The sequence below is a fragment of the Morganella morganii genome, from assembly GCF_019242955.1.
Lineage (GTDB): Bacteria > Pseudomonadota > Gammaproteobacteria > Enterobacterales > Enterobacteriaceae > Morganella > Morganella sibonii.
Window position 1 is genome coordinate 2,822,263 of record NZ_CP066129.1, and the last position, 21,237, is coordinate 2,843,499.

Here is a 21,237-nt window from a genome sequence, read left to right on the forward strand (position 1 = left end):
CTCAGCAGGCACTCTGACCAGTCCTGTTATTTCATGTCTGAAAGGAGTTACCGCTATGTCTTATACTGAACCGGATTTGATGAGTCCGGCGGAAGAGCAATCCGTCATCCGTATCCTGAATGCCACCCTCGGGCTGGCGCTGCCCGGTTGTCTGCGGGTTGCGGCAGAGCTGAATATTGCCGACCATCTGGCTGACGGCCCGCTCTCTGTCGCTGTACTGGCAGAACGCACCGGCTCGGACCCGGATAATCTGCGCCGTATACTGCGGATGCTGGCGCTGAACGGTATTTTCACCGGTACAGGTAATGATGATTACCGGCTTTCTCCTGATGCGGAATTTCTCCGCAGGGATCACCCCTGTTCACAGCGGGATGCGGTACTGACACTGACTGACAATACGTACTGGTCAACCATCGGTCAGCTTAATGAATCGGTCCGGGGCGAACTGAACTTTAAAAAACTGTTCGGCAAAACCTTCTATGAATATCAGGCCACCAAACCCAACTGTGACGACAGCTATAATTTCCCGTCCGGGATGTCCGCCCTGTCGGAGATGGAAAACTATTTTGTGACCTGGGCTTATAACTTCCCGTCAGCGTGTCATATCGCCGATATCGGTGGCGGTGAAGGTTCTCTGCTGCTGCGGATTTTACGCAGTGACCCGACACTGACCGCCACCCTGTTTGACAGCCCGCATGTGGTATCAGATAAATATCTGTCTCAGCTGGGGGATGATTCCCGCTGGTCGCTGAACGGCGGTGATTTTTTTAAATCCGTGCCGCAGGCGGATATGTATCTGCTGAAAAAAGTCATTTTTAATCAGGATGATACCAATGCCCTCGCCGTACTGAAAAATTGCCGCAACGCCATGAAACCGGACAGTAAACTGCTGATTATCGAATCCATTGTGCATCCGGAAACCAACCCGTCAGCCCATTACGGTATGGGGATACTTTGTATGGCTATTCTGCCCGGTGGTGGTGAGCGCACAATTCCGGAATTTGAGGCACTGCTGGCTGAAGCCGGACTGAAAATAAACCGTCTCATCCCGACAGAATGCTATATCTCTGTCCTTGAGGTCGTTACGGCCTGATCTTTGATCCGGCACAGTGCGTCCCGGTGCGTGCTGTGCCATTGTGAAAGACCATATGTCATCTGCGGAGCAGGAAGCACCGGTGCGAATATTACTGATTTTGCCGTTTGACAGGACTTACCGCTACCGGAAAAGTGCATTTTCCGTGGCGATCAGCTATGCCCCGCTGACGCTTATCACCCTCGCCGCTCTGGTTCCCCCACACCTGAATGTGCAACTGACCCTCTGTGATGAAGGCGTTTCCCCGCCCGTCACCACCGGAGATTTTGATCTCGTGGTGGTCACCGCCACAGCCTCCTCCTCTCCCCGGGCTTATGCGCTGTGCAGCTACTGGCGTGAATGCGGGGCAAGGACCGCAATGGGTGGCGCACATGCCACATTGCAGCCCGATGAAGCCTCACAGCATGCGGATACCGTACTGATCGGTGCCGGTGAATATATCTGGCCGCAGTTTTTGCAGGACATGGCTGACGGACATCCGCAACCGCGCTATCAGCACCGGCCGGAACGCGGCTTTCTGCCGGGGCCGGTACCGCACCGTGATCTGCTGCCACCCCGCGCCTATATGAATATTGCCACCATTATTGCTGACCGGGGCTGTCCGCTCGCCTGTGAATTCTGTTCTGTGCAACATCAGTGGGGACGAAAAGGCACGGCACGTCCGGTCGCCGAAGTCATTGATGAAATAAAGCAAAGCGGCAAACGCCGCTGGATATTTATCGATCCGAACCTGTATGCCAACCGGCAGTACAGCCTGGAACTGTTCCGGGCGCTGATTCCGCTGAAAATCCGCTGGTCAGGACTGGCGACGCTGAATGTGACAGATGACGACGAGGTATTCCGGGCGCTGCGTGACAGCGGCTGTGAAGGGTTGCTTATCGGGCTGGAAAACCTCAGTCAGCACACCATGGCGGCCACCGGCAAGAATTGTAACCAGGTCAGTGAATACCGCCGTCAGATCCGGCGGCTGCGCGATAACCGGATTGCCGCACTCGGCTGTTTTGTGCTCGGGTTTGATGAAGATACACCGGAAAGTATCCGTGACACGATACGGCAGATCCCCAGCCTCGGGCTGGATCTGGTACGTTTTTCCGTCCTCACACCGCTGCCGGGTACGCGTCTGTGGCAAAGGATGGCAGAAGAAAACCGGTTAATCACGCAGGATCTGAGTCTGTATGACAACGAACATGTGGTTTTTCAGCCGCAAAATATGTCACCGGAAACCCTGCAATCCCTGCTGCACGAAGCCTGGCGGGAAACATACCGCCTGACAGCCATTCTGCGCCGGGTATTCCGCCGCCCGGGCTGCCGTTTTATCCGTCTGGCGGCCAATCTGGGCTTCCGGCTGTATGCCCGCCGGTTACGCCATGAAAAAACCGGGTTGTTCAACCCGGCAGTAGTGATAAATAACACAAGGAAAACAGACTGATGCGTCTTTTACTCAACAGTATTCTGCTGATTTTTTCGATGACCGCAGCAGCGGCCTGTTTATGGGGAGTCAGTCACCTCGCCTGGTATTATGCCCTGCCCGCGCTGATCGGTTTTATGCTGATCAACAATATGCCGTTTGCCATTCTGCATGAAGCGGTACATGGCGTGGCCGCCCGCTCTGCTGCCGGTAACCGGGCTATCGGGATTATTGCCGCATGGGCATTTCCGACCTCCTTTACCCTGCAACGCCGCGCACACCTGAATCACCATAAAAATAACCGGACAGATAAAGAGCTGTATGATTATTATCTGCCGGGCCAGCCGCGCTGGCTGCGTAATGTCTGGATGTACGGCGGAAATCTGCTCGGGCTGTACTATTTTTGTGTGCTGCTGGGTAATCTGATCTGGTTTATTGCACCGGGCGTCTACCGCTCCCGGCTGTTTGTCACTAAAATCGCACCGGCGCTGGGATTCGGCTCACAAGTCCCGGAACTGGCAAAACTGCCGCCGCTGACCATCTGGAGTGAACTGCTCGGTGCGTTTCTCTGGCAGGCATTGCTGTTTTGGGTGCTGGACTTAAGTGTGACCGGTTATCTGCTCTGCCTGTGGGCTTTTGCACTGCACTGGTCAGCACTGCAATATGCGGATCACGCCTGGAGCCCCCGCGATGTGATGAACGGTGCGTGGAACCTGAAAGTACTGCCGGTTTCCCGCTGGCTGGCACTGAATTATCACTGCCATCTCGCTCACCACCAGCACCCGCAGGCACCGTGGTATGAACTGCCGTCGCTGGTGGATGACCAGCCGCGTCCGACTTTCTGGCGTGTCTATTTCACTATGTGGCGCTATGGCGTGCGGCCTGCACCGCAGATGGGAGCACCGGCAGATCTGAATTTTGTATTTCCGCCGGAAGAAGAAAAAAGACGGTGATTTCTGTCAGTCCGTGAAACGTCTGATAACGGGCAAAACGAAAAGTCGCTGTAAATACATCCCTGTAAGCTCAGGCGCGTCATCCATGACGCGCATGCTTTTCGTTCACCTGCCCGTTACCCGGCGAGCGACATAACCTGCTTTTTTATTAAACTATTGTTTCTTCCCGGCGTCTGCCTGCGGTTTTACCGTACTTTTACGGCGGAACAGCACAATACCGGCCAGCAGCCCAATAACCAGCCCGCCCGCACCGTACATCATGCCCTGTAAGGCGTTACGGGTTTCATTCAGCAGCGGGTTATCCGTGAAATCAGTGCCGATATGAATGGTGCGGATTTTCCAGGCACCGTCCTCAAGCGCCACCGTCGCGGTCCAGCGGGTCGGAAAATCATAGGTCCGGCCATCGCTGAGCTGATATTTTTCCATCCCTTTACCATAGGCGACACCCCAGGTTTTATCCGGGGATAATTCTGTCACCACATCAGCGTTAAAACTGATATTCAGTTTTTTCAGGAATTTGTCCGGCCCGAACCAGGATTCAAAATACGGTTTTATCGCCGCTTTGCCGGAGATAAACTCCTGGGTTATCGGGGTGGCACGCAGGTTTTCACTCATCACCGGCAGCATTTTGTCATAATCGCCGCTGTTGATCGCTGTTTCCACCGTGCCGATGACCTGCCGCAGTTCATCGTGGATAGCACCGTCGTCTTCACCAGGCTGCGCATAAACCGAAAAACTGAAAATCATTAATGCACTGATAATTATCCTTTTCATCAATATTTCCTCATCATATAGGTAACCGTTACCGCTAACAGCAGGCCGGTGACCACATCAGCCACATGGTGCTGGTGAACCAGCAGCACAGACAGCACAATCAGTACCAGCCATAACAGAAAAAACAGCGTCAGCCCGCGCCCGGTATGCCGGATAACGGCCAGCACCGCAGCACATGACCAGGCGACATGCAGAGACGGCACCAGATTATGCGGGTGATCCAGTGCGAACAGTGTCGTGTACATCGTCTGATACAGCGGAGATACCGGGACCTGCCGCACAAAACCAAGCTGCGCCGGAAACAGAAAAAAGATCACGCCGCCCAGCAGAGTCATCACAATAAACGTGAGTGCAAGCTGCCGGTGCTCACGTCGCGGCAGAAACAAAACCGGCATCAGAATAATCAGGTAAAACGAGCAGTACACCCAGATAAAACCGGGCATAAACGGGATATGCAGCTCAGCCGGAAACCACAGGGAATACAGACTTGCACGTCCGGCAGTATACGCATTCATCAGCGGATAAACCGTGAAAAACACCACACTGACCGGAATACACCACAGCAGATAGCTGATCACACGGCGGGAAAAAGAATCCGGGCTGGTATTCATTCACCCTCCTTATTTCAAACCAAAGCGCATCCGGTGTTTTTTATGCACCTCTTTGCGGAATAACAGGGTATAACGCCAGAATGTGGCCATGCGCGATAAGGATTGCAGAGTCAGCCGCAGGTCAGAGAAACGCCGGATAATCGATGGTACACTGTTAAAACGGCTGCGCGCCGCGTGGCACAGCTCAGTCAGGGTTTCCGGACTCATCCGGGCCGGCTGAAATGCCGCCTGATTAAAGCGGTATTCCGGATGCAGCCACCATTTTCCGTCAAACAACAGACGGTTTTCCTGCGCCAGCTGCTGATACAGCGGCGTGCCGGGATACGGCATCAGGATGTTATAGGCAGCAAAAGCAAAGCGGTTTTTCAGTGCGAATTCCACCGTATCTTCCACGGTCTCTGCTGTATCATGATCATATCCCAGAGTGAACGCCGCCCAGGTCTGCAATCCGAAGTCCCGTAATACTGAAATTTCCTCGCGATACTGTGAAAATGTCCGCATATTCGGCGATTTTCGCGCATCGCGCAGACTGTCCGGGTTGATGGATTCAAACCCCATCACATTGCCCCAGCAGCCGCTCTGCTGTAACAGCGACATCAGACGGCGGTTGCGGGTCATATCCAGGCTCGCCTGGCTTATCCAGCGGACATTCAGCGGCGTCAGTGCGCTGCACAGCTCACTCAGTTCCCGATGATCGGAGGCAATATTGTCATCGACAAAAAAGATAAATTTCGGTTTTTGCGTTTCAATCTCCCGCACCACTTCATCGATCCGGCGAATATAGTGCTGACGCCCGAAATAGCGGCTGACAGCACAGAAACGACAGGCAAAACGGCAGCCGCGGGTAAACTGCATCAGGCTGATCGGCAGATACCCTTTTCCGCGGAAGATATCACGGCGCGGCAGACAGCCGCACAAATTGTGATCGACCTGACCGACCCCGGCCGGGGCATCATAACGCGGCTTCAGACGGCCTTTCTCCGCATCGCGGATCATCTCTGTCCAGCGGGTTTCCGCATCACCGGTAAAAACGCTGTCGCAGTGCTGTGCCACTTCCTCCGGCAGCAATGTGGCATGGATCCCCCCCATCACCACCCGGACATCACGGGCGCGGTATTCCGCCGCAATCTCATAGGCGCGGCGGGCAGTGAAGGTTTCCACAGTGATAGCGACCAGATCCGCCGGTTCATCATACGGGATGGCTTCCATCCGGTCGTCATACAGTACCACGTCCACGTCAGGCGGGGTCAGACCGGCAAGCACACCGAGCATCAGCGGCTCCATCCGCCCTTCATCCACATAAAGGCTGTGTTCCTGACGGCCGATATTCGGTTTAATCAGTATCAGTTTCACTCTTTTCCTCCCGGGCGTTTTCCCTGCTTGCGGGCAATATCCCGGTGCGAGGCGATATTGTAAAGCCAGGCAACCAGCTGAGTACGCCAGTTGCCGGAACGACACAGCCGCCGGATAATGGACGGGTAACGGTAGAAGCGGGTACGGGCATAGAAACATCCGTCAGCCAGTTCGGCAATACTCATTCCTCCCGGACGGAAAGCCGGTTCGCCGTAACGAAAATCCGGGTCGAGCCACCAGGCGGGATAAATCAGCCGCCCCTCCGCCTCCAGCCGTGCATAAAGCGCCGTGCCGGGTGTCGGGATCAGCAGATTAAAATTGGCAATCGCCAGTTTATTGCTTTCCGCAAAGGCCAGCGTACTGCGGATAGTTTCCGGTGTGTCTTCGTCGTAGCCGAAAATAAAGGTGCCGTAGACACATATACCGCGCCGGTACAGCGCCGCCAGCACAGCGGCATAATCCTTCGCGGTATGGCTGCGGGATTTTCCCATCCGCCTGAGCGTGGTTTCATTCAGGCTTTCAAAACCGATCAGCACAAAACAGCACCCGGCAGCGGCCAGTTTATCCAGCATTTCCTCATTACGGGCAATATCAATGCTTATCTGACATCCCCAGCGGCGCTTCAGTGGTGTGAGCATCACCAGCAGTTCATTCAGTGCCCGTTTACCGGCAAAGAGGTTGTCATCCACAAATATCAGAAACTGTTTTGCAGGCAGGGATAAAATTTCATCCCGCATCTCATCAACCGGCCGGGTGCGTACCCCTTCCGGATAAAAGGCATGGATAGAGCAGAAATCACAGGCAAAGCGGCAGCCGCGCGAGAACTGCACCAGCGACACCGGGGCGTAACGTTTGCCCTTAAAAATAGTCCGGTCAATACGGCAACCGGCAAGCGGACGGTCATGCGCCCCACGGTAACGGAGCTTCAGCGCATTGCGTTCACAGTCCGCCAGCATTTGTTCCCATGCCCCTTCCGCATCGCCGAGCAGCACACTGTCCGCATGCTGCAACGCTTCATCCGGCATAAAGGTGACATGGTAACCGCCCATCACCACGGTTTTCCCCTGACGGCGGAACCGGTCAGCAAGCTGATAACTGCGCTGTGCCGTGAACGTTTCCGCCGAAATGGCAATTAAATCCGCTTCCGGCAGTTCGTCCGGGATGATATCCAGCCGGTCATCATAAAATGTCACCCGGTGCCCCGGCGACAAGGCCGCCAGGATCCCCATCGCCAGCGGTGTCATAGCATCTTTCGTGCGGTAATCCCCCATATTCGGGTAGATAAGCACGATATTCACAGCAGAGCTATCTCCGGCCACACAATCCGGCCGTCCCACTGCGGCGCAGCCGTCAGATCAACACCGTAAATCCGGGTACGGTAAACCGATGCACCGGTACGTTTAATCACATCATTGGTGCAGATGTGTCCGGACGGAAGCCCGACTGTCATAATCGGTGTGGTACAGTGCAGCAGGGCTTCCTCAATCAGATCCGGCAGTTTGGTATCATCCGTACAGGCCAGGAATGACAGGAAACTCTGCGGGATCACTTCCCCGGCCTCCGGCATCTGCGGCCGCCGGGTCATCCCGGCAAACGCATTGTAAAGCGGACGCAGCATCTTCATTCTGCCGGAGTAACCGGCCACAATAACCTGTTTGAATGATCGCTGATCCCAGAGCATACCGCAGGCCACCAGCTGTCCGTTCTGATAACTGCCGAGTACGGTGATGCCGGTCTGCTGCATGGCTTTCAGATTCAGCGCCGGTGCCAGCTGACGGGAGGAGGATTCCTCCGCAAAGAAACGGATCACATCCGTGTAATCTTCCGGCGGTACCACTTTCCATAATCCGCGGTTTTTACCCCGGCTCTTGCTGATCGCCAGCGTACTCATGCTGCTCAGAGGGCGGTAAAGCGGTAAGCCTTCCACGCCCCGTTCCAGCAGACGCCGGGCCAGCAGATTATTTTCCGCAATACTGGTGTAACAGTGATCCGGTGTCGGCAACTGCCGCAGCCAGGAAAATCCGGCCTGTAACACTTTCAGATGATTACGGTATTTCGGCACAACACGCAAACTGCTGAGATAGCCCATCCGCGCCTCTTCGCCGTTAACCCAGCCTTTCTGCACCGTCAGCTGACACATACCAATCAGCGTGTCACCGTCTCTTGCCAGTGCCGGATAGACTTCGCCGAAATCATCTTTCGGGGAAAAATAACCGGGCCGCCGGGTCATCACCAGCTCCCAGTCCCCCTGCATGGCATTCTCTTCGAGGAGCCCGAGTAAATCCGCGATATGCTCCGTTGTCGCGTCGATAACCTCTATCATTTAACCTCTGCTAATTTACCCTGCCAATTTTCATCACCGAGCGGGTAGCCGTTGCGGCTGCTTATCTCACGGTGATGCAGCCAGTTAATCGGGAAATAGTTGCGAAACATAAAAAAATCGCCCCGGTTACGCCAGCTGCGCTGAAGAATCGAACGTGAACTGTAAAATGCCTTCCTTGCTGAGAGGCACCCCTGCGTTACTGCCTCCGGAGACAGCTGTGCCGGATAAAACGGCAGCTCGTTGTAACGGTAGTTATCATCGAGCCACCAGTGTTCATAGCGCAGGCGGTTTTCCTGCGCCAGCCGCGCATAAAGCGGCGTCCCCGGGAACGGCGTCATATGGTTAAATGCCGCGATATACATACTCTGTTCACGGGCGTACGCAACCGCCTCGCTGAATGAGTCCGGAGTATCATGGTCATAACCGAATACAAATGTGCCGTATACTGCTATATGATGGCGGCGCAGATTAGCCAGCGCCTGACTGTAGCCGCCTTTCATGGTGTTAAAACCTTTTTTCATCTGCCGCAGATTAGCTTCATTCAGGGATTCAAAACCGATCAGAACCCCTCTGCATCCTGCCTGCGACAGCGCACGGACAAACTCTTCATCATGTGCGGCATCAATACTCATCTGGGTCACCCAGCGTATTCCGGCTTTCGCCAGTGCCGGCAGAAATTCACGGCTCTCCCGCAGATTGCCCGCAAAATTATCATCCACAAAGAAAAACAGATTTTTTGTACCTTTCAGTTCTGATAACTCCCGCAGCACATGATCCGGATCGCGCCGCCGGTAACGCTGCTGATAAAACGACTGTACCGCACAAAATTCACAATGAAAGCGGCAGCCGCGCCCGGTTTCCACCAGGCCAATCGGTAAATAACGTTTCCCCGCAAACAGAGAGCGGTCAACACGGATACTGCGCAGATCGGTCTGTGTTCCGTGATATTCCCGCTGCAGTGTGCCGTGGCGTAAATCATCAATCATCGATTCCCAGACTGACTCAGCCTCCCCGGTGATAATGACATCCGCAAAACGTTTTACCTCCTCCGGCATCAGCGTGGCATGGAATCCGCCCATCAGTACCGGCACACCCCGCTTCCGGTACTCACTGGCTATCTGATAAGCCCGCTTTGCGGTATAGGTTTCAACTGAAATTGAGATCAGATCTGCCGGTTCATCAAACGGGATCAGTTCAAGACGATCGTCATAAAAACGGGTTTCAATATCTGCCGGTGTCAGCCCTTTCAGCGCCGCAACAGGCAGCGGCTCCATCTGCCAGGAACGCAGATAGGTTTCATCGCGCCGGTGGCCGATTGCCGGATGGATAAATGTCAGCCGCATCAGTGACTGCCTGATTTTGCCGGACGGTGCTCAACCGGCCAGTCACAGGTATAGTACTGATGCAGATGATGCGCATAGAAGCGGTAACCCAGATTGGCGGTCAGCGCCAGAGGCTTAAAGTTACGCGCCTGCCATAACCGCTTAGCGATACTGCGGTAGCGGTACACTTTTTTCCAGGCACGTTCGTGCCCCAGTTCCAGCTCCCGCGCACTCATCAGCGCCGGACGGAATACCACATGCTGCGCGTCATACAGCGACCAGTCAGTGGTTAAAATCCGCTGTTCTTCCTCAAGGCGTTTAAACAGCGGCGTGCCCGGGAACGGTGTCAGAACCGAGAAGCGCGGTAAATCGATTCCTGCGTCGATGGCCAAATTAACTGTACGATCAAACACATCCGTGGTGTCGTGATCCAGACCAAACACAAAACAGCCCTGAATCGCAATTCCCAGCCGGTGCAGATCGCCGATCAGTTCTTTATAATCCACCGAACCGTTGAATTTCTTCCCGGCATCTTTCAGGCTGCCGTCACTGACGGTTTCCAGCCCCAGCAGTAACCCTTTGCAGCCGCTGCGGGCCATCAGCTCCATCAATTCATGATTATGAGCAATCAGCACGGTAGATAAACCGAACCACTGAATGTTCAGCGGGATCAGTGCGGTGAACAGCCGTTTGGCATAGCCGATATCTGACACCAGGTTCAGATCGACAAAAATCACTTTCCGCTTGCCGGTACGTTCCACATAACGGCGGATATCCTCAGCAACCCATTCCACCGGATGCTGGAATTGTTTACGTCCCCAGGCACTCGGCGCAACACAGAATTCACAGTTATGCGCACACGAGCGGGTCGCCTCAAACACCCCCTGGGTAAGAAAGTGCTTCGCATCGAACCGCTCACGCTCAGGAAATGGCAGATCCGGGATATCAAGGGTAAAATCCGCACCCTGGCGATATTCACGCTGCATATTACCCGCCATAAAATCGCGGATAAGCTGCGGCCAGCTCTGCTCGGAATACCCGGTGCAGACCGTATCAGCATGCTGTAATGCTTCCTGCGGCAGTAATGTGACATGCGGCCCGCCGAGTACCACCGGAATATTTTTCGCCCGCATCTGAGCCGACAGTTCATAAGCCCGCGGTGCGTTGCCGGTGATCACCGTCATCGCCACCAGGTCTGCGGTGAAATCCTCAGGCAGTTCCTCAATGCTTTCGTCAATCAGACGGATATTGACCGGCAGGGATTTCGGCACCAGCGCCGACAGCATGGTCAGCGTCAGCGGCTGATAACGCAGCGAGCGTTTGAAGATCCCGCCCCGTTTCCGGTACAGCGGCCCTTTCGGCGAAAGCAGCACCAGATCCAGCGGCCGCTGCGGCGTATAAACAGTCTGTGTCGTCACGAAAACTCCCTGATATCAAACATGGCACGCCAGTCAGGCAGGGTCAGCAGAGCCGGGATTTTTATCTCCCCCAGCCGTTTTCCCCGTTGCAGCTGCCGGTGAAAATAGTGCTCCGCCGGTTTATGCAGGCGGAGGTATGTCAGCGGGTTAAGCTGTCCGATGCGGCGGGCGTAGTGATACTGCGGATTGGTGCACAGGTAGCGCTCGGCTTCCTCACAATACGCCTGAGCCTGTATATCACTGACTGAGGTATCACTGAGCAGCAGCACATAGCCCCGCTCATCCGCTGCCAGTGCGGCAAAATCCTGTGATGCCGGTAATCCGGCACACACGAACGGTTCGGTCAGTTTTTCCCCGACCAGGTCACTGCATATACCGTCACGCCCGCAAAAACGCAGTTGCGGAACAGCTTCCGCTGTATGACCGGTACACAACACGAGATCCTCTGTCTGATAGCGGTACAGCCCGCTGTTGGTGGTGACAATCACACTGTATGTCTCACCGGGGATCAGCTCATCCGCCAGATATATCTGCCCGCTGCTATGCCGGAATTCATAAAAATTGCTGTCCGCACTCAGTTGCGGATCGCCGCAGTCAGACGGAACCGTGATCACGGCTTCAGTGGAAAGCAGCCCTTTTCCCTGGAGTGTCACGCCGGGAAAGTGAGCCATCAGCGCCTGTGCCGGTGAGGCGGATGCCGCCTGATCCCAGCAGCTGATCAGAACCAGCTGCGGCCATAACAGTGCAGTTTTATGCTCCCGCAGATACTGCCGGTAACGCGCCAGAGCCGCCGGGTCCGCCTTCAGGGAATGACCGGCAAGCACTCCGCCATCACGCAGCAATACAGATATAGCCTCCTGCCGTGAGTCCAGGGCTGTCAGCAGCGGAAATAAAAATACGGGGCTCCAGACTGAGATCAGACGTAAACCGGGGCACTGAAGCAGATAAATCAGGGTCAGTAACTGCCAGTCGGCTGCATCCTCAACCTGTGACAGTGTCAGCGGTACTGCGGATAATTCACTGAACGCCGCCAGATTATCCGCGCCCAGATAGAGCGCATCACCGCCGCCGACCGGAATACCACAGGGTGTTTTTGTCGTTCGTGTCACTGCCGGGCTGAGCGCCCAGTAAACATGGCCGGAGGTCAGTGAAAAACGGCGGATAACGTTATGCAGCCAGCCGGTGACAGCGAGACGGAAATCGGTTAATCCGGCGGCAGTATAGGGAATAAGTTTACCGCCGCTGTGACTGCCGCCGGTCAGTTCAAATGCCGGGACCGGCGCACTGCACAGCAGATTTTCTTCCCCGTCCGTCATACGGGTGATAAAAGGACTGAGCTCAGAATAGGTTGTCAGAGGGACGTTCTGCTGATAATCCGCCACGGATTTTACAGATGAGAAATGATACTGCCGCCCGTATTCACACGCCGCATTATCAGCCAGACAGGCAGATAACCAGCGGAACTGTCTCTCACGCAGTGAACCCGGAGACAACACAGGAGGCGTACCGGCCCGGAAATGCTGCCATGCATTATCCATAGCAGAACTCAACACCGGGATCTTCAAACAGAGGCTGAAAACGTTTTGCCACATTCTCAGGAGAAACTTCACACAAGCAGACCAGCTCATGACCGCAGACATAGTGCGGGTTTTTATGCAGGAAAAACGCGACATCCGGTTTGCTGCGCTGCGCGTCAGTAACCGTTGCCATTTCACGGCTCAGATAACCGAATGATGACGGACATTCCACCACACCACGTACCGGGTTATAGAGTAAGCCGAATTTATCTTTTGCCAGTTCTGCTGCCAGCCGCGCCAGTTCCGGTTCTTTGATATTACCGTTCCGGTGCGGATAGAAAGTCTGTGCCAATGTGCTCATATACCGGTAAGTGCGCACCCCCTTTACCAGCAGGAACCAGAATACCCGCTCCCCGGGATGTTCGCTGCGCAGAAGCGCAATACGCCGCAGCCAGGCACCGTGCAGTGTCTGCTGTTTCCAGTGGGCGGGATGCACAATTGTATCGCCGGAATAAACAATCCGGTGTCCGCGGAACGAATAAAACTGCAGAGTACTGAACCCGGCCATTTCATCACCCGACATCAGAAACAGCACTTCCTGTTTATGATCGAGATCTGACAAAAACTGAACACCGTCACTGCCGGTGTAATACATAAAATAGAGTGAGGCCATTTCCTGACGCTGCGCTTGTGTCAGGGTTTTTACAGGCTGAAAAAATGCACGATACGACACTCCGCCGTCTCCTCCGGTAGATTTACCCGCACTGCCGCTTTTCCTTAAGTGGAATACCTATCTTAGCGACCTTCGCATCAGAAACAATCAGCGATGCCTGAATCTTTGTTTAATATCATAAAAAACGTTGCATATGCTGTTTACGTGCCTTTTCCTGCCGGAGCGGGCCGGGTAAATATGGCTGTTCAGGAGCCTGCAACCAGAGTATCCGGGATAATTCTTCTTATTTATAAAATAATGATAATTTCGGATAATTAAGGTTGTCATTATTTTATTATGCGCCATTCTGCGTCAATCAGACTTACCCCATATTTCGGCAACAGGATTATACCGTATCATTACCGCATAATTTCCCGGCATCCGTTGTTCAGGGAACACGTCCGGCCTGTAATCAGTGCCGGAGCAGAAGCCACCCGAAGTTCCGTTCTAAAAACCGTGACAATCAGTGCGTCACAGAGGGAAACGTTAATGGAAATAACATCCGATCAGAAGCGGACAATCTGTGCCCTGTTAGCTGAACAGGCCGGACACCAAATCCGCAGCGCAGAAATCACGGCATTGTGTGATGATGAAACCATCCGCGCCGCCCTGCTCATTCTCAGCAGTCTGGTTGACATTAAATACCGCGAAATAACCGTCTCACTGTCTGCAGCCCGGGATGAATATGAGCGCAATAACCCGCAAATGATGATGGGCTGCCCGCTCAGTGACAGTACGCTTTCCGCCCCGGCGGAAATCCCTGACTCACCTTCGGATACAGATACAAATACTGATACAAATACTGATACCGTTCATTCCGCATTTTTTGCAGCTGAACCGGAACCACTTATTCTTTCTTCTGATCAGGAAGCACCGGTTATTACGGATGATACCGTTACAGCACCGCAGTCTGCCTCAGAGGAAGAACAAGCCTCCGCAGAGATCGATCGTTTATCTTCAATATTTGGTCCGCATGCTTTTCTTACCGCCGAATCCGGCGTTGCTGAACCACTGAATTTTTCTGCTGACGACAATTGCTCTGCCGACGACAATGTTTTTTCTGACAACAATGTTTTTGCTGACGACAATATTTTTGCCGGCGGCAATGCAGAAAAATCCGTTGCAATGCCTGCTGCTGATAACTCTGATGAAACAACAGCATTAGCCGGATCGGTATTCAGCGATACATCCCTCTTCCCGGAACCTGTCACCTTCAGTGATCCGCTGAAGGACGGCAACTGGCTGTTTGACGACCTGGACACTGATGAAACAGATACCCCGGTTATCGGTGAACTCCCGGAGCCGGAACAACCTCAGACTGCTGCCGCATCCGCCCCGGTCAGTGAGCCTGTGCCGAATCACGACTGGTCATTCAATACAGAAAACAATCCGCTGTCAGAGACAGACCCGGAAGAATATCTCTCATCCCCGGCCACAGAACAAAAGCCCTGGGGACTGACAGCGCTGTTTGCGGCAGGAAAAAAAGAGAGTCCGCCACCGGCCGCACCGGATACTGAGCGGGAGTCTGCCGGAAATACACCTGTCGCGGAAAAGGCACCGCCTGAAAATACAGCATCCGGGGCAACGGCCTCCTCTCCCGGACAACCGGCAATCCGCGTCAGTATTGCCCGCGCCCGCTTACTCGAACCTTTCAGCTCGCCGGTAACCGCAACACTGGAAGACGGCAAAGCGGTCGCGATTCTCGGCATCTATTTCCGGCGCAATATCGGCCTGAGCTTTAATGATAAAACCGGCAATCTGCACGGTACGCCAACCGAATACGGTGAATTCCCGGTACGCGTCGTCTGGGAACTGGCACCGAAAAAACGATTTTCCTCCGATATCCATTTTACTGTTGATCCCGGTTCTCATAGTGTCACACCGTCACTGACCATTTCTCCGCCGGTACAGTAAGCGCTGCCGCCCCTGCCTGTCTGAGTGCAGGGGTATTTCCGGCAGTACATTATTTTTTTATCATAATTATTTCTGAGCTGCCGCCGTGGCAGTAAACAGCCTCAAAAGTGAGGCACTGTTGCAATCACTCCGTTTTCCGTTTTTTTATGGCTCAGCCCGTAACAGGTAAACGTCCCCTCCGCCGTAAACTCAGCCTCCAGTTTTCTGATGAAAAAAGGAAACGGACGGTGATGGCCTTTACCTGACAAAGATTCAGTCCAGATAAACGGCAGTGTTTCCGGAATAAACAACCGCCCGTTCCCCGAACTCTGAAAACGCCGTAACCCTTTTACATGCTCACGGACATAACTGACCGGCTGATTTTTTTCCGGAACAGGTAAAATCCGGCTTAACCGGATATAAGGATAAAATGAAGACAACCGGGCAGAAATTGCCGGTATTGCCAATGAGTCATAATCCTGTGCCAGCAACCGCAGGCAGTTTCCCGGCGTTTTCGGCTCACGGCAGTAATCCGGAAATGCAATGGCAATGGTGCTGTCCGTTTTACCGGTTTTATTCTCTGTCAGTACCAGATGAAGCTGTTGCCAGATTTGACGGCGGAGAAATACAACAGATATCAGCGCATCCGGCAGGATAGTAATTGTCTGATAAAATCTCACTCGCTTACCCTCCGCAGCCGAAAACCCCGCCGCGGATTAACACTGCCACGACATAATTTTCTTCATGTGCCGGAAGTGTTTTCCCGCTGACCCATTTTTCAAAAAGTGTATAAAAATCCTGCCCTGATCCCGGCGGACGAAATACTGCCCCCAGATGTGTTACCGCACCAAAAGGATCAGCGGCAATAACACCTGCCCCGGCTGATAAATCAGAAAAGTCAGGGTACCAGGTATCCACAGAACGCAAAGCATTGCCTATTTTTTGTGAATGCATTCCCGCTGCTCCGTCAATATTGCAGAGTATCCGGCTTTTTCCGCCCTTTCTTTTATTCACCACAAATTCACAACTGGGATAAACCTCCTGCCCTTTTCCTGTTCTGACTCTGGCCGTGATAACCAGTGATAAGGCCCCCTCATCACCGCTCAGTGCTGCGGCAATATGCCCCCCCAGATCTCTGACTGAATTATCTGTCTGTTCAAAATGACGAAGACTGTATTTTCCGGCATCAAATATCCATTGCTGCTTTTTTTCCGTACTGCGGTTATCCACAACCACATTAATATGTTCCGCGCCAATCCGGTTGCGCCACAAAAAACGACCGCAGGCAATGTTATGTGCATACCGCTTTGATGGCTCCCTGCACTGTTCCCTTTTCAGATAATCTCTGATGACGGCCTGATAATCCTGACGAAAACATTCATTATTACAGGCGGCCGGAAATGGCAGTCCACCGGTTATTTTCAGTGAAAAACGGAGTATAAGCACATCCTGCTCCGGTCCGAGCATACAACAATCCATATTTTGAATATTCGGATCATGAATGTCCGGTGAAGATATCCTGCTTTTATCTGTCCCGCGGGATGTCCGGCGGAAAGCACATGTCCCGCGTACCGTTCTCGTCTGTATATTCAGCGAAGTAACCGGAGAATCCGGTTGCTGTGATGTTCCGGAAAAAAGGCCATCCGAGGGGCTAAGCTTTTTTGAGAATGATAAAACGGACGGTATATTACAGATTCCTTTCATTTATACTTTTCCGTTAATGATTTTTCTGCTGACACAGATAAAGATTGTCATCAGGTAAATAGTGATAACACCACAACATAGCTGAAGGATTCCGTAATTTATCTGTCCGCCGGAACTCACCTAATGTGATAACACTCTCCGCAAAGCGATGCGGTATGCCTTCATCCCTGGCATTTTCCGCCGTCCCCGGCGGAGAAAGCCCCTGATAGCCGGTTACCACCGGAATCAGCCCCCTACCGGGAACCGTGATATATTTCAGTAATGCTGCCATTGCATCCATTCCGCTGTTCATTGCCCTGATCATGACATCCCGTCGTTCCAGTAATGCATATCCGGGAGCTATGCGTTGTCGTAATTCACACCATCCTTGTTTATTGTCCGGAATAATACCTGTCTCCGGAATACCTGCATCCGTGATATCACCTCCTGCAATTTTCAGTATTCTTATAGCCTCTGATACAACCCGGATAAATTCCTTATTTTTCTCTTCTGTATTTTCACCACGGATAAACAATGAAACATTAAGATGACAATATACTTCCTCAATCAATGATGAATTTCTGCCTTTTTTATCAGGCGGCTTCCGGTTATTAAGCACGGAATACGCCAATTCACCTGATCCTGCATACAACCGTAAATGACAATCGTGACTGATAATACCGGCGCCATTAAACCTGACTGACGGAAATCCCTTTTCTCTCACTTTTCGCTCAAGTGCATGAACAAATCCCAGCCAGGCAGTGACTGCCGGAAAACCGGCAATCAGTGCACCGGATAAGGCATTCGCATTCTGAATCATTATATTTTTCAGCAGAAGATAATTAATGAACACGATAAGGATCTCCGGCACAGACCGTTCCCGGCGGGATCGACAACAACAAAAAGGCTTTTCCTTGATTGCGTATAGTAAGTGCAGAAATATTTTGTGGTTTACTGCCGCCGATACGAATAACAACAAGATCGCGGGGAAACACACCGGATATTTCAAGCCGGCGGCGCAGTTCAAATAATAACCCCGACGGTGTCAGAACCGACAACAAATGATAATCCGTTGTGTTCCCGTCATCCGGTACAGGAAAAAACACCTGCTTTATTTTCGGGCTGGTTACTGTTGTTTTTGTTGCTGATAATATCTGTAAAAAACCAGTGCGTAATGTCAGATAATCTTCTTTACCCAGGATTTTTATTGCCAGTTCACTTTCTTCACACAGATGAGTCAGTAACGTCTTTCCATCCTGCATCCTCAGCATCAGAAACGTGTATATTTTCAGTACCGCCGCATTACCTTCTGCATCCGGCGAAACTTCCGTATTACCGGATCGCAGGAAGCCATCATTTTTCTTTTTTACACCGGTACCTGCCAGCACTGAACTTACTTTTTTGTGACGATGTTTACGGGCACCGGGATGCGAGAACGCCAGAGGATGTGTGGTCAGTGACAGCTGTTTTGCACGTTTCGCCGCATCAGATAACCAGTGCCGGCGGGAAAACCCGGGGGATTCTTTTAAAGCCGGGTATTTTGTAAAAAAAGCAATAATTTCCGGGTCAGGCATAGAATATCCTTTTCTTAAAATAATCAGGTTGATAATAATACTGAAATCTTCATCAGAGATTGAGTCGTACATCATCAATTCACAGGATATTTAATATGTCTCAGAAAGAATTTTGTCTACAAGCAAAATATAAATTTTGACGTGATAAATTTATTTTTGCGATCCGGATGGAGATTAATAAATAAATCCATCACTAAAAACACAAAAAACGGCATATCTGAAAAAGAGATGCCGTAATTATTATTGAATTTTTATTTTTTAGCTGGCTTATTATCCTTAAGCCAATTTTGCATCTGCTTTATTTCCGGATCCTGAGCGGCAATGATATCCTGAGCTAATTTTCGCATTTCCGGGTCTGAACCGTACTTCAGTTCAATCTTTGCCATTTCAACTGCGCCTTTATGATGTGCAATCATCCCTTCCGCAAAGGCAATATCCGCATTTTGCTCGGATAATGTTTTTGCCATATCATCATGCATACGCATCATCGAATCACCCAGCTCTTTCTGTACCGGCGTGGTAACGGCATGCATGTCACCGCTTAATAATACCGGATTCGCTGCAGCACCAAAGGTAATTACACCGGATAACAATGCAGTGAGGATAAGTGTTTTTTTCATGATTCATTCCTTATTTAATATTTGGTTGACGGAATTAATCATAAAGGTTGCCCTAAGGGAAAGGTCAATGCGATGAAAATAACTTTACCATATTTACATTTAATAAAGTTCTCTCCACAATCTCTGAACAATTCAGATAATATTTCATTAATCAGGCATCAATATTAATGCAGGAACTAAAAAGATAACAAAAATAATCAAATATCCCAATAATGCACCTGTACGGCTTTTCATTCCCACAAGAGAAGGCTTGATCAGACCCGCAACCGCAGCTACAAGTGCCAGTCCTGCAATAACCATTAAACCATCTTCCATACACCCTCCGTTTACCTTTCCTGCAGGTAATTCTGCGTATGACATTGAACCTTGCTCTTAAGGTAAAGTAAAGTTCTTAAAAATCACAACATTCTGATGTCAGAACAAGAAGATGGCAGTAAAAAGAACCGAGCGGAAAACACAAAAAGAAAACCGGGCATTCTCTCCCGGTATCATTATGCTGCAGTTATTCTTCGTTCAGCTCTTCAATAACAGTTTCCGGTGAATTTTTCCATTTACTATCAGTTAATTGCTGTTCCCGACGCTCTTTTTTATCCAGCCAGTTTATGACATATCTGGCACTATGCTGGGAGACAAAACCACAGTTATCACAAATAAGACGATAATAGTAATGATTTATACTGTCAGCCGGGATACCCGGAGTATGATAATAGAAAGTGACAAATGTCTGTGGTGGTTTGCTATCCAGTTTGTCCTGTGCTGTCGTATAGTGTGTTTCATCGATAATTTGTCTGCCATTATGCCCGCACATAAGACACGTGGTTTTGACTTTTTTATCATTCAGATAATGAAAAAATTCAGGACCTGTTACTGTTTTCAGGCGTTCCACGAACTCCAGGATCTGAACATTATTCGGTGATATGTTATCCATCAGATACCTCTGACTTTGTATTGTCATTCTGTTTTTTAAAATAAATACCATTTTTATATTATATATTACTTGCCTGTTTATAACTAACTGAAACGATATACATTACATTTTCAATTTTATTTGTTTATTTCATTATTTTCATTTCTGCTGAGTATTTATCAGCAGATAACCGTATTTTTACCCGCAATAATAGTACGGTTCCCGGCTCAGATTATCATTTTCGGGCTATAATCGTTTAATACGTTTATCCACTGATAGCCTGAGGTGTGGTGATAGCCCCTCTTCACCGCAAAATTATTTGGCCTTTACGGAGCGTTATCAGGCGGTATAATTATCAGGAATTATTAATTCAGAAGACAGCGCCACCGCTGACATTAACCTGCAAAGACATGCTGCAGGTACTAATTTCAATCCACAGAGGCAGATAAATAATGGTTTCTCCCGATCTCCGAAACGCAAAATTACGGTGTACGGCCGGCACAACAGATATACTGGGCCATCTCATTATATGGCTTTTACTGTCCATTGTTACGTTTGGGCTCGCCATGATGGTGTTTCCGTATTACCTCATAAAATTTATCCTGAACAATACTGAGGTTGTCGATAAACGTGATAACACCAGAATTTGCCGCCTCAAATGTGAGATAAGTCTTTCTGGAATGATCGGTTACATCATACTGTGGACAATTCTGTCGATAATCACATTCGGGATTTTATATTTTGTATTTTTATACAAAGTTTATGCACACTGCCTGGATAAAACAACATTTACTGAACTTTGATTTTCTCAGTAAAAACCGGATAGCCTTTATGGTTATCTGGTTTTGTTCCGCAAACATATGCACAGAAAAGATCTGCATCAGCGGATAGTCACAGAAACTGGGGAGATCATTGGGAAATGGCATCAGAAAACGACTCCCCGCCAGAACCAGCACAGCGTTGCCGGAGGGGGAATTTTTAAATTCATTGCTTACGTGAATCATTTCAAGCAATTGTATCATGATTGTACAATAAGATTGTGTTATTCTATGCTTGAATATCAATAGGCTACCGAA

The 21,237-nt window shown here is 51.0% G+C and carries 21 protein-coding genes; 5 read left to right on the plus strand and 16 right to left on the minus strand.

Annotated elements, in window-relative coordinates; all coding sequences use genetic code 11:
• Positions 1-55: 55 nt before the first annotated feature.
• From JC793_RS13370 to JC793_RS13380, 3 genes are all read left to right on the plus strand, one after another.
• Positions 56-1,093, plus strand: a complete 1,038-nt coding sequence (locus JC793_RS13370; protein ID WP_218426404.1) for a methyltransferase — start codon at positions 56-58, stop codon at positions 1,091-1,093.
• A gap of 82 nt (positions 1,094-1,175) precedes the next feature.
• On the plus strand, positions 1,176-2,522 hold the full coding sequence (locus JC793_RS13375) for a B12-binding domain-containing radical SAM protein (protein ID WP_247717254.1): 1,347 nt from the start codon (positions 1,176-1,178) through the stop codon (positions 2,520-2,522).
• Entirely contained in the window at positions 2,522-3,454 is a 933-nt protein-coding gene (locus JC793_RS13380; RefSeq protein WP_218426405.1) for a fatty acid desaturase family protein, read from the plus strand. Before JC793_RS13375 ends, JC793_RS13380 begins: the two co-directional genes overlap by 1 nt.
• A gap of 153 nt (positions 3,455-3,607) precedes the next feature.
• Here JC793_RS13380 and JC793_RS13385 read toward each other — a convergent pair whose 3' ends face one another.
• The 9 genes from JC793_RS13385 to JC793_RS13425 are packed head-to-tail and all read right to left on the minus strand — an operon-like array spanning position 3,608 to position 13,505.
• Positions 3,608-4,228 carry a YybH family protein gene (locus tag JC793_RS13385; RefSeq protein WP_218426406.1) on the minus strand — a complete coding sequence of 207 codons (621 nt, stop codon included), beginning with the start codon at positions 4,226-4,228 and terminating at the stop codon, positions 3,608-3,610.
• The gene (locus tag JC793_RS13390) at positions 4,228-4,839 is read right to left on the minus strand and encodes a phosphatase PAP2 family protein (protein WP_218426407.1); all 612 of its coding nucleotides are present in this window, start codon (positions 4,837-4,839) and stop codon (positions 4,228-4,230) included. The genes JC793_RS13385 and JC793_RS13390 overlap by 1 nt, the downstream gene beginning before the upstream one ends.
• Before the next feature lie 9 nt (positions 4,840-4,848).
• Complete coding sequence (locus JC793_RS13395; RefSeq protein ID WP_218426408.1) at positions 4,849-6,192, minus strand: B12-binding domain-containing radical SAM protein; 1,344 nt, start codon at positions 6,190-6,192, stop codon at positions 4,849-4,851.
• Positions 6,189-7,511 carry a B12-binding domain-containing radical SAM protein gene (locus JC793_RS13400; RefSeq protein ID WP_247717255.1) on the minus strand — a complete coding sequence of 441 codons (1,323 nt, stop codon included), beginning with the start codon at positions 7,509-7,511 and terminating at the stop codon, positions 6,189-6,191. Before JC793_RS13400 ends, JC793_RS13395 begins: the two co-directional genes overlap by 4 nt.
• Positions 7,487-8,515 carry a GNAT family N-acetyltransferase gene (locus tag JC793_RS13405; RefSeq protein WP_218426409.1) on the minus strand — a complete coding sequence of 343 codons (1,029 nt, stop codon included), beginning with the start codon at positions 8,513-8,515 and terminating at the stop codon, positions 7,487-7,489. The genes JC793_RS13400 and JC793_RS13405 overlap by 25 nt, the downstream gene beginning before the upstream one ends.
• The gene (locus JC793_RS13410) at positions 8,512-9,858 is read right to left on the minus strand and encodes a B12-binding domain-containing radical SAM protein (protein ID WP_107678807.1); all 1,347 of its coding nucleotides are present in this window, start codon (positions 9,856-9,858) and stop codon (positions 8,512-8,514) included. Before JC793_RS13410 ends, JC793_RS13405 begins: the two co-directional genes overlap by 4 nt.
• Entirely contained in the window at positions 9,858-11,255 is a 1,398-nt protein-coding gene (locus tag JC793_RS13415) for a B12-binding domain-containing radical SAM protein (protein ID WP_247717256.1), read from the minus strand. The genes JC793_RS13410 and JC793_RS13415 overlap by 1 nt, the downstream gene beginning before the upstream one ends.
• Entirely contained in the window at positions 11,252-12,793 is a 1,542-nt protein-coding gene (locus tag JC793_RS13420; protein WP_218426410.1) for a GH3 family acyl-acid amido synthetase, read from the minus strand. The genes JC793_RS13415 and JC793_RS13420 overlap by 4 nt, the downstream gene beginning before the upstream one ends.
• Positions 12,786-13,505, minus strand: a complete 720-nt coding sequence (locus JC793_RS13425; protein ID WP_218426411.1) for a hypothetical protein — start codon at positions 13,503-13,505, stop codon at positions 12,786-12,788. Before JC793_RS13425 ends, JC793_RS13420 begins: the two co-directional genes overlap by 8 nt.
• A gap of 468 nt (positions 13,506-13,973) precedes the next feature.
• On the opposite strand from JC793_RS13425, the gene JC793_RS19650 reads away from it, so the two are divergent.
• A complete protein-coding gene (locus JC793_RS19650; RefSeq protein WP_247717257.1) occupies positions 13,974-15,398 on the plus strand; it encodes a hypothetical protein in 1,425 nt (474 codons plus the stop codon).
• A gap of 101 nt (positions 15,399-15,499) precedes the next feature.
• Here the strand turns inward: JC793_RS19650 and cas6f are convergent, their stop codons facing one another.
• The 7 genes from cas6f to JC793_RS13465 form a co-directional block, all read right to left on the minus strand.
• Entirely contained in the window at positions 15,500-16,057 is a 558-nt protein-coding gene (cas6f, locus tag JC793_RS13435; protein ID WP_218426412.1) for a type I-F CRISPR-associated endoribonuclease Cas6/Csy4, read from the minus strand.
• A gap of 4 nt (positions 16,058-16,061) precedes the next feature.
• Positions 16,062-17,081: a type I-F CRISPR-associated protein Csy3 gene (gene csy3 / locus JC793_RS13440; RefSeq protein ID WP_218426413.1), complete on the minus strand. Its 1,020-nt coding sequence runs from the start codon at positions 17,079-17,081 to the stop codon at positions 16,062-16,064.
• Positions 17,082-17,094: 13 nt separating this feature from the next.
• A complete protein-coding gene (locus JC793_RS13445; protein WP_247717258.1) occupies positions 17,095-17,931 on the minus strand; it encodes a type I-F CRISPR-associated protein Csy2 in 837 nt (278 codons plus the stop codon).
• A complete protein-coding gene (locus JC793_RS13450) occupies positions 17,903-18,634 on the minus strand; it encodes a type I-F CRISPR-associated protein Csy1 (RefSeq protein ID WP_218426414.1) in 732 nt (243 codons plus the stop codon). The genes JC793_RS13445 and JC793_RS13450 overlap by 29 nt, the downstream gene beginning before the upstream one ends.
• A 251-nt stretch (positions 18,635-18,885) precedes the next feature.
• Positions 18,886-19,254 carry a CopM family metallochaperone gene (copM, locus tag JC793_RS13455; protein ID WP_218426415.1) on the minus strand — a complete coding sequence of 123 codons (369 nt, stop codon included), beginning with the start codon at positions 19,252-19,254 and terminating at the stop codon, positions 18,886-18,888.
• Positions 19,255-19,401: 147 nt separating this feature from the next.
• Positions 19,402-19,569: a hypothetical protein gene (locus JC793_RS13460; RefSeq protein ID WP_155402989.1), complete on the minus strand. Its 168-nt coding sequence runs from the start codon at positions 19,567-19,569 to the stop codon at positions 19,402-19,404.
• Between the two features lie 187 nt (positions 19,570-19,756).
• Positions 19,757-20,140 carry a hypothetical protein gene (locus tag JC793_RS13465; RefSeq protein WP_247716649.1) on the minus strand — a complete coding sequence of 128 codons (384 nt, stop codon included), beginning with the start codon at positions 20,138-20,140 and terminating at the stop codon, positions 19,757-19,759.
• A gap of 473 nt (positions 20,141-20,613) precedes the next feature.
• Between JC793_RS13465 and JC793_RS19835 the strand changes: the two genes are divergently transcribed.
• Entirely contained in the window at positions 20,614-20,964 is a 351-nt protein-coding gene (locus tag JC793_RS19835; protein ID WP_046894866.1) for a DUF6693 family protein, read from the plus strand.
• Positions 20,965-21,237 lie beyond the last annotated feature (273 nt).

Excerpts from the sequence above, each read along its gene's own strand:
- JC793_RS13370 (WP_218426404.1), top strand. The coding sequence starts at position 56 with ATGTCTTATACTGAACCGGATTTGATGAGTCCGGCGGAAGAGCAATCC.
- JC793_RS13380 (WP_218426405.1), top strand. The coding sequence starts at position 2,522 with ATGCGTCTTTTACTCAACAGTATTCTGCTGATTTTTTCGATGACCGCA.
- JC793_RS13385 (WP_218426406.1), bottom strand. The coding sequence starts at position 4,228 with ATGAAAAGGATAATTATCAGTGCATTAATGATTTTCAGTTTTTCGGTT.
- JC793_RS13390 (WP_218426407.1), bottom strand. The coding sequence starts at position 4,839 with ATGAATACCAGCCCGGATTCTTTTTCCCGCCGTGTGATCAGCTATCTG.
- JC793_RS13405 (WP_218426409.1), bottom strand. The coding sequence starts at position 8,515 with ATGATAGAGGTTATCGACGCGACAACGGAGCATATCGCGGATTTACTC.
- JC793_RS13410 (WP_107678807.1), bottom strand. The coding sequence starts at position 9,858 with ATGCGGCTGACATTTATCCATCCGGCAATCGGCCACCGGCGCGATGAA.
- JC793_RS13420 (WP_218426410.1), bottom strand. The coding sequence starts at position 12,793 with ATGGATAATGCATGGCAGCATTTCCGGGCCGGTACGCCTCCTGTGTTG.
- JC793_RS19650 (WP_247717257.1), top strand. The coding sequence starts at position 13,974 with ATGGAAATAACATCCGATCAGAAGCGGACAATCTGTGCCCTGTTAGCT.
- csy3 (WP_218426413.1), bottom strand. The coding sequence starts at position 17,081 with ATGAAAGGAATCTGTAATATACCGTCCGTTTTATCATTCTCAAAAAAG.
- JC793_RS13450 (WP_218426414.1), bottom strand. The coding sequence starts at position 18,634 with ATGCCTGACCCGGAAATTATTGCTTTTTTTACAAAATACCCGGCTTTA.
- copM (WP_218426415.1), bottom strand. The coding sequence starts at position 19,254 with ATGAAAAAAACACTTATCCTCACTGCATTGTTATCCGGTGTAATTACC.
- JC793_RS13460 (WP_155402989.1), bottom strand. The coding sequence starts at position 19,569 with ATGGAAGATGGTTTAATGGTTATTGCAGGACTGGCACTTGTAGCTGCG.
- JC793_RS19835 (WP_046894866.1), top strand. The coding sequence starts at position 20,614 with ATGGTTTCTCCCGATCTCCGAAACGCAAAATTACGGTGTACGGCCGGC.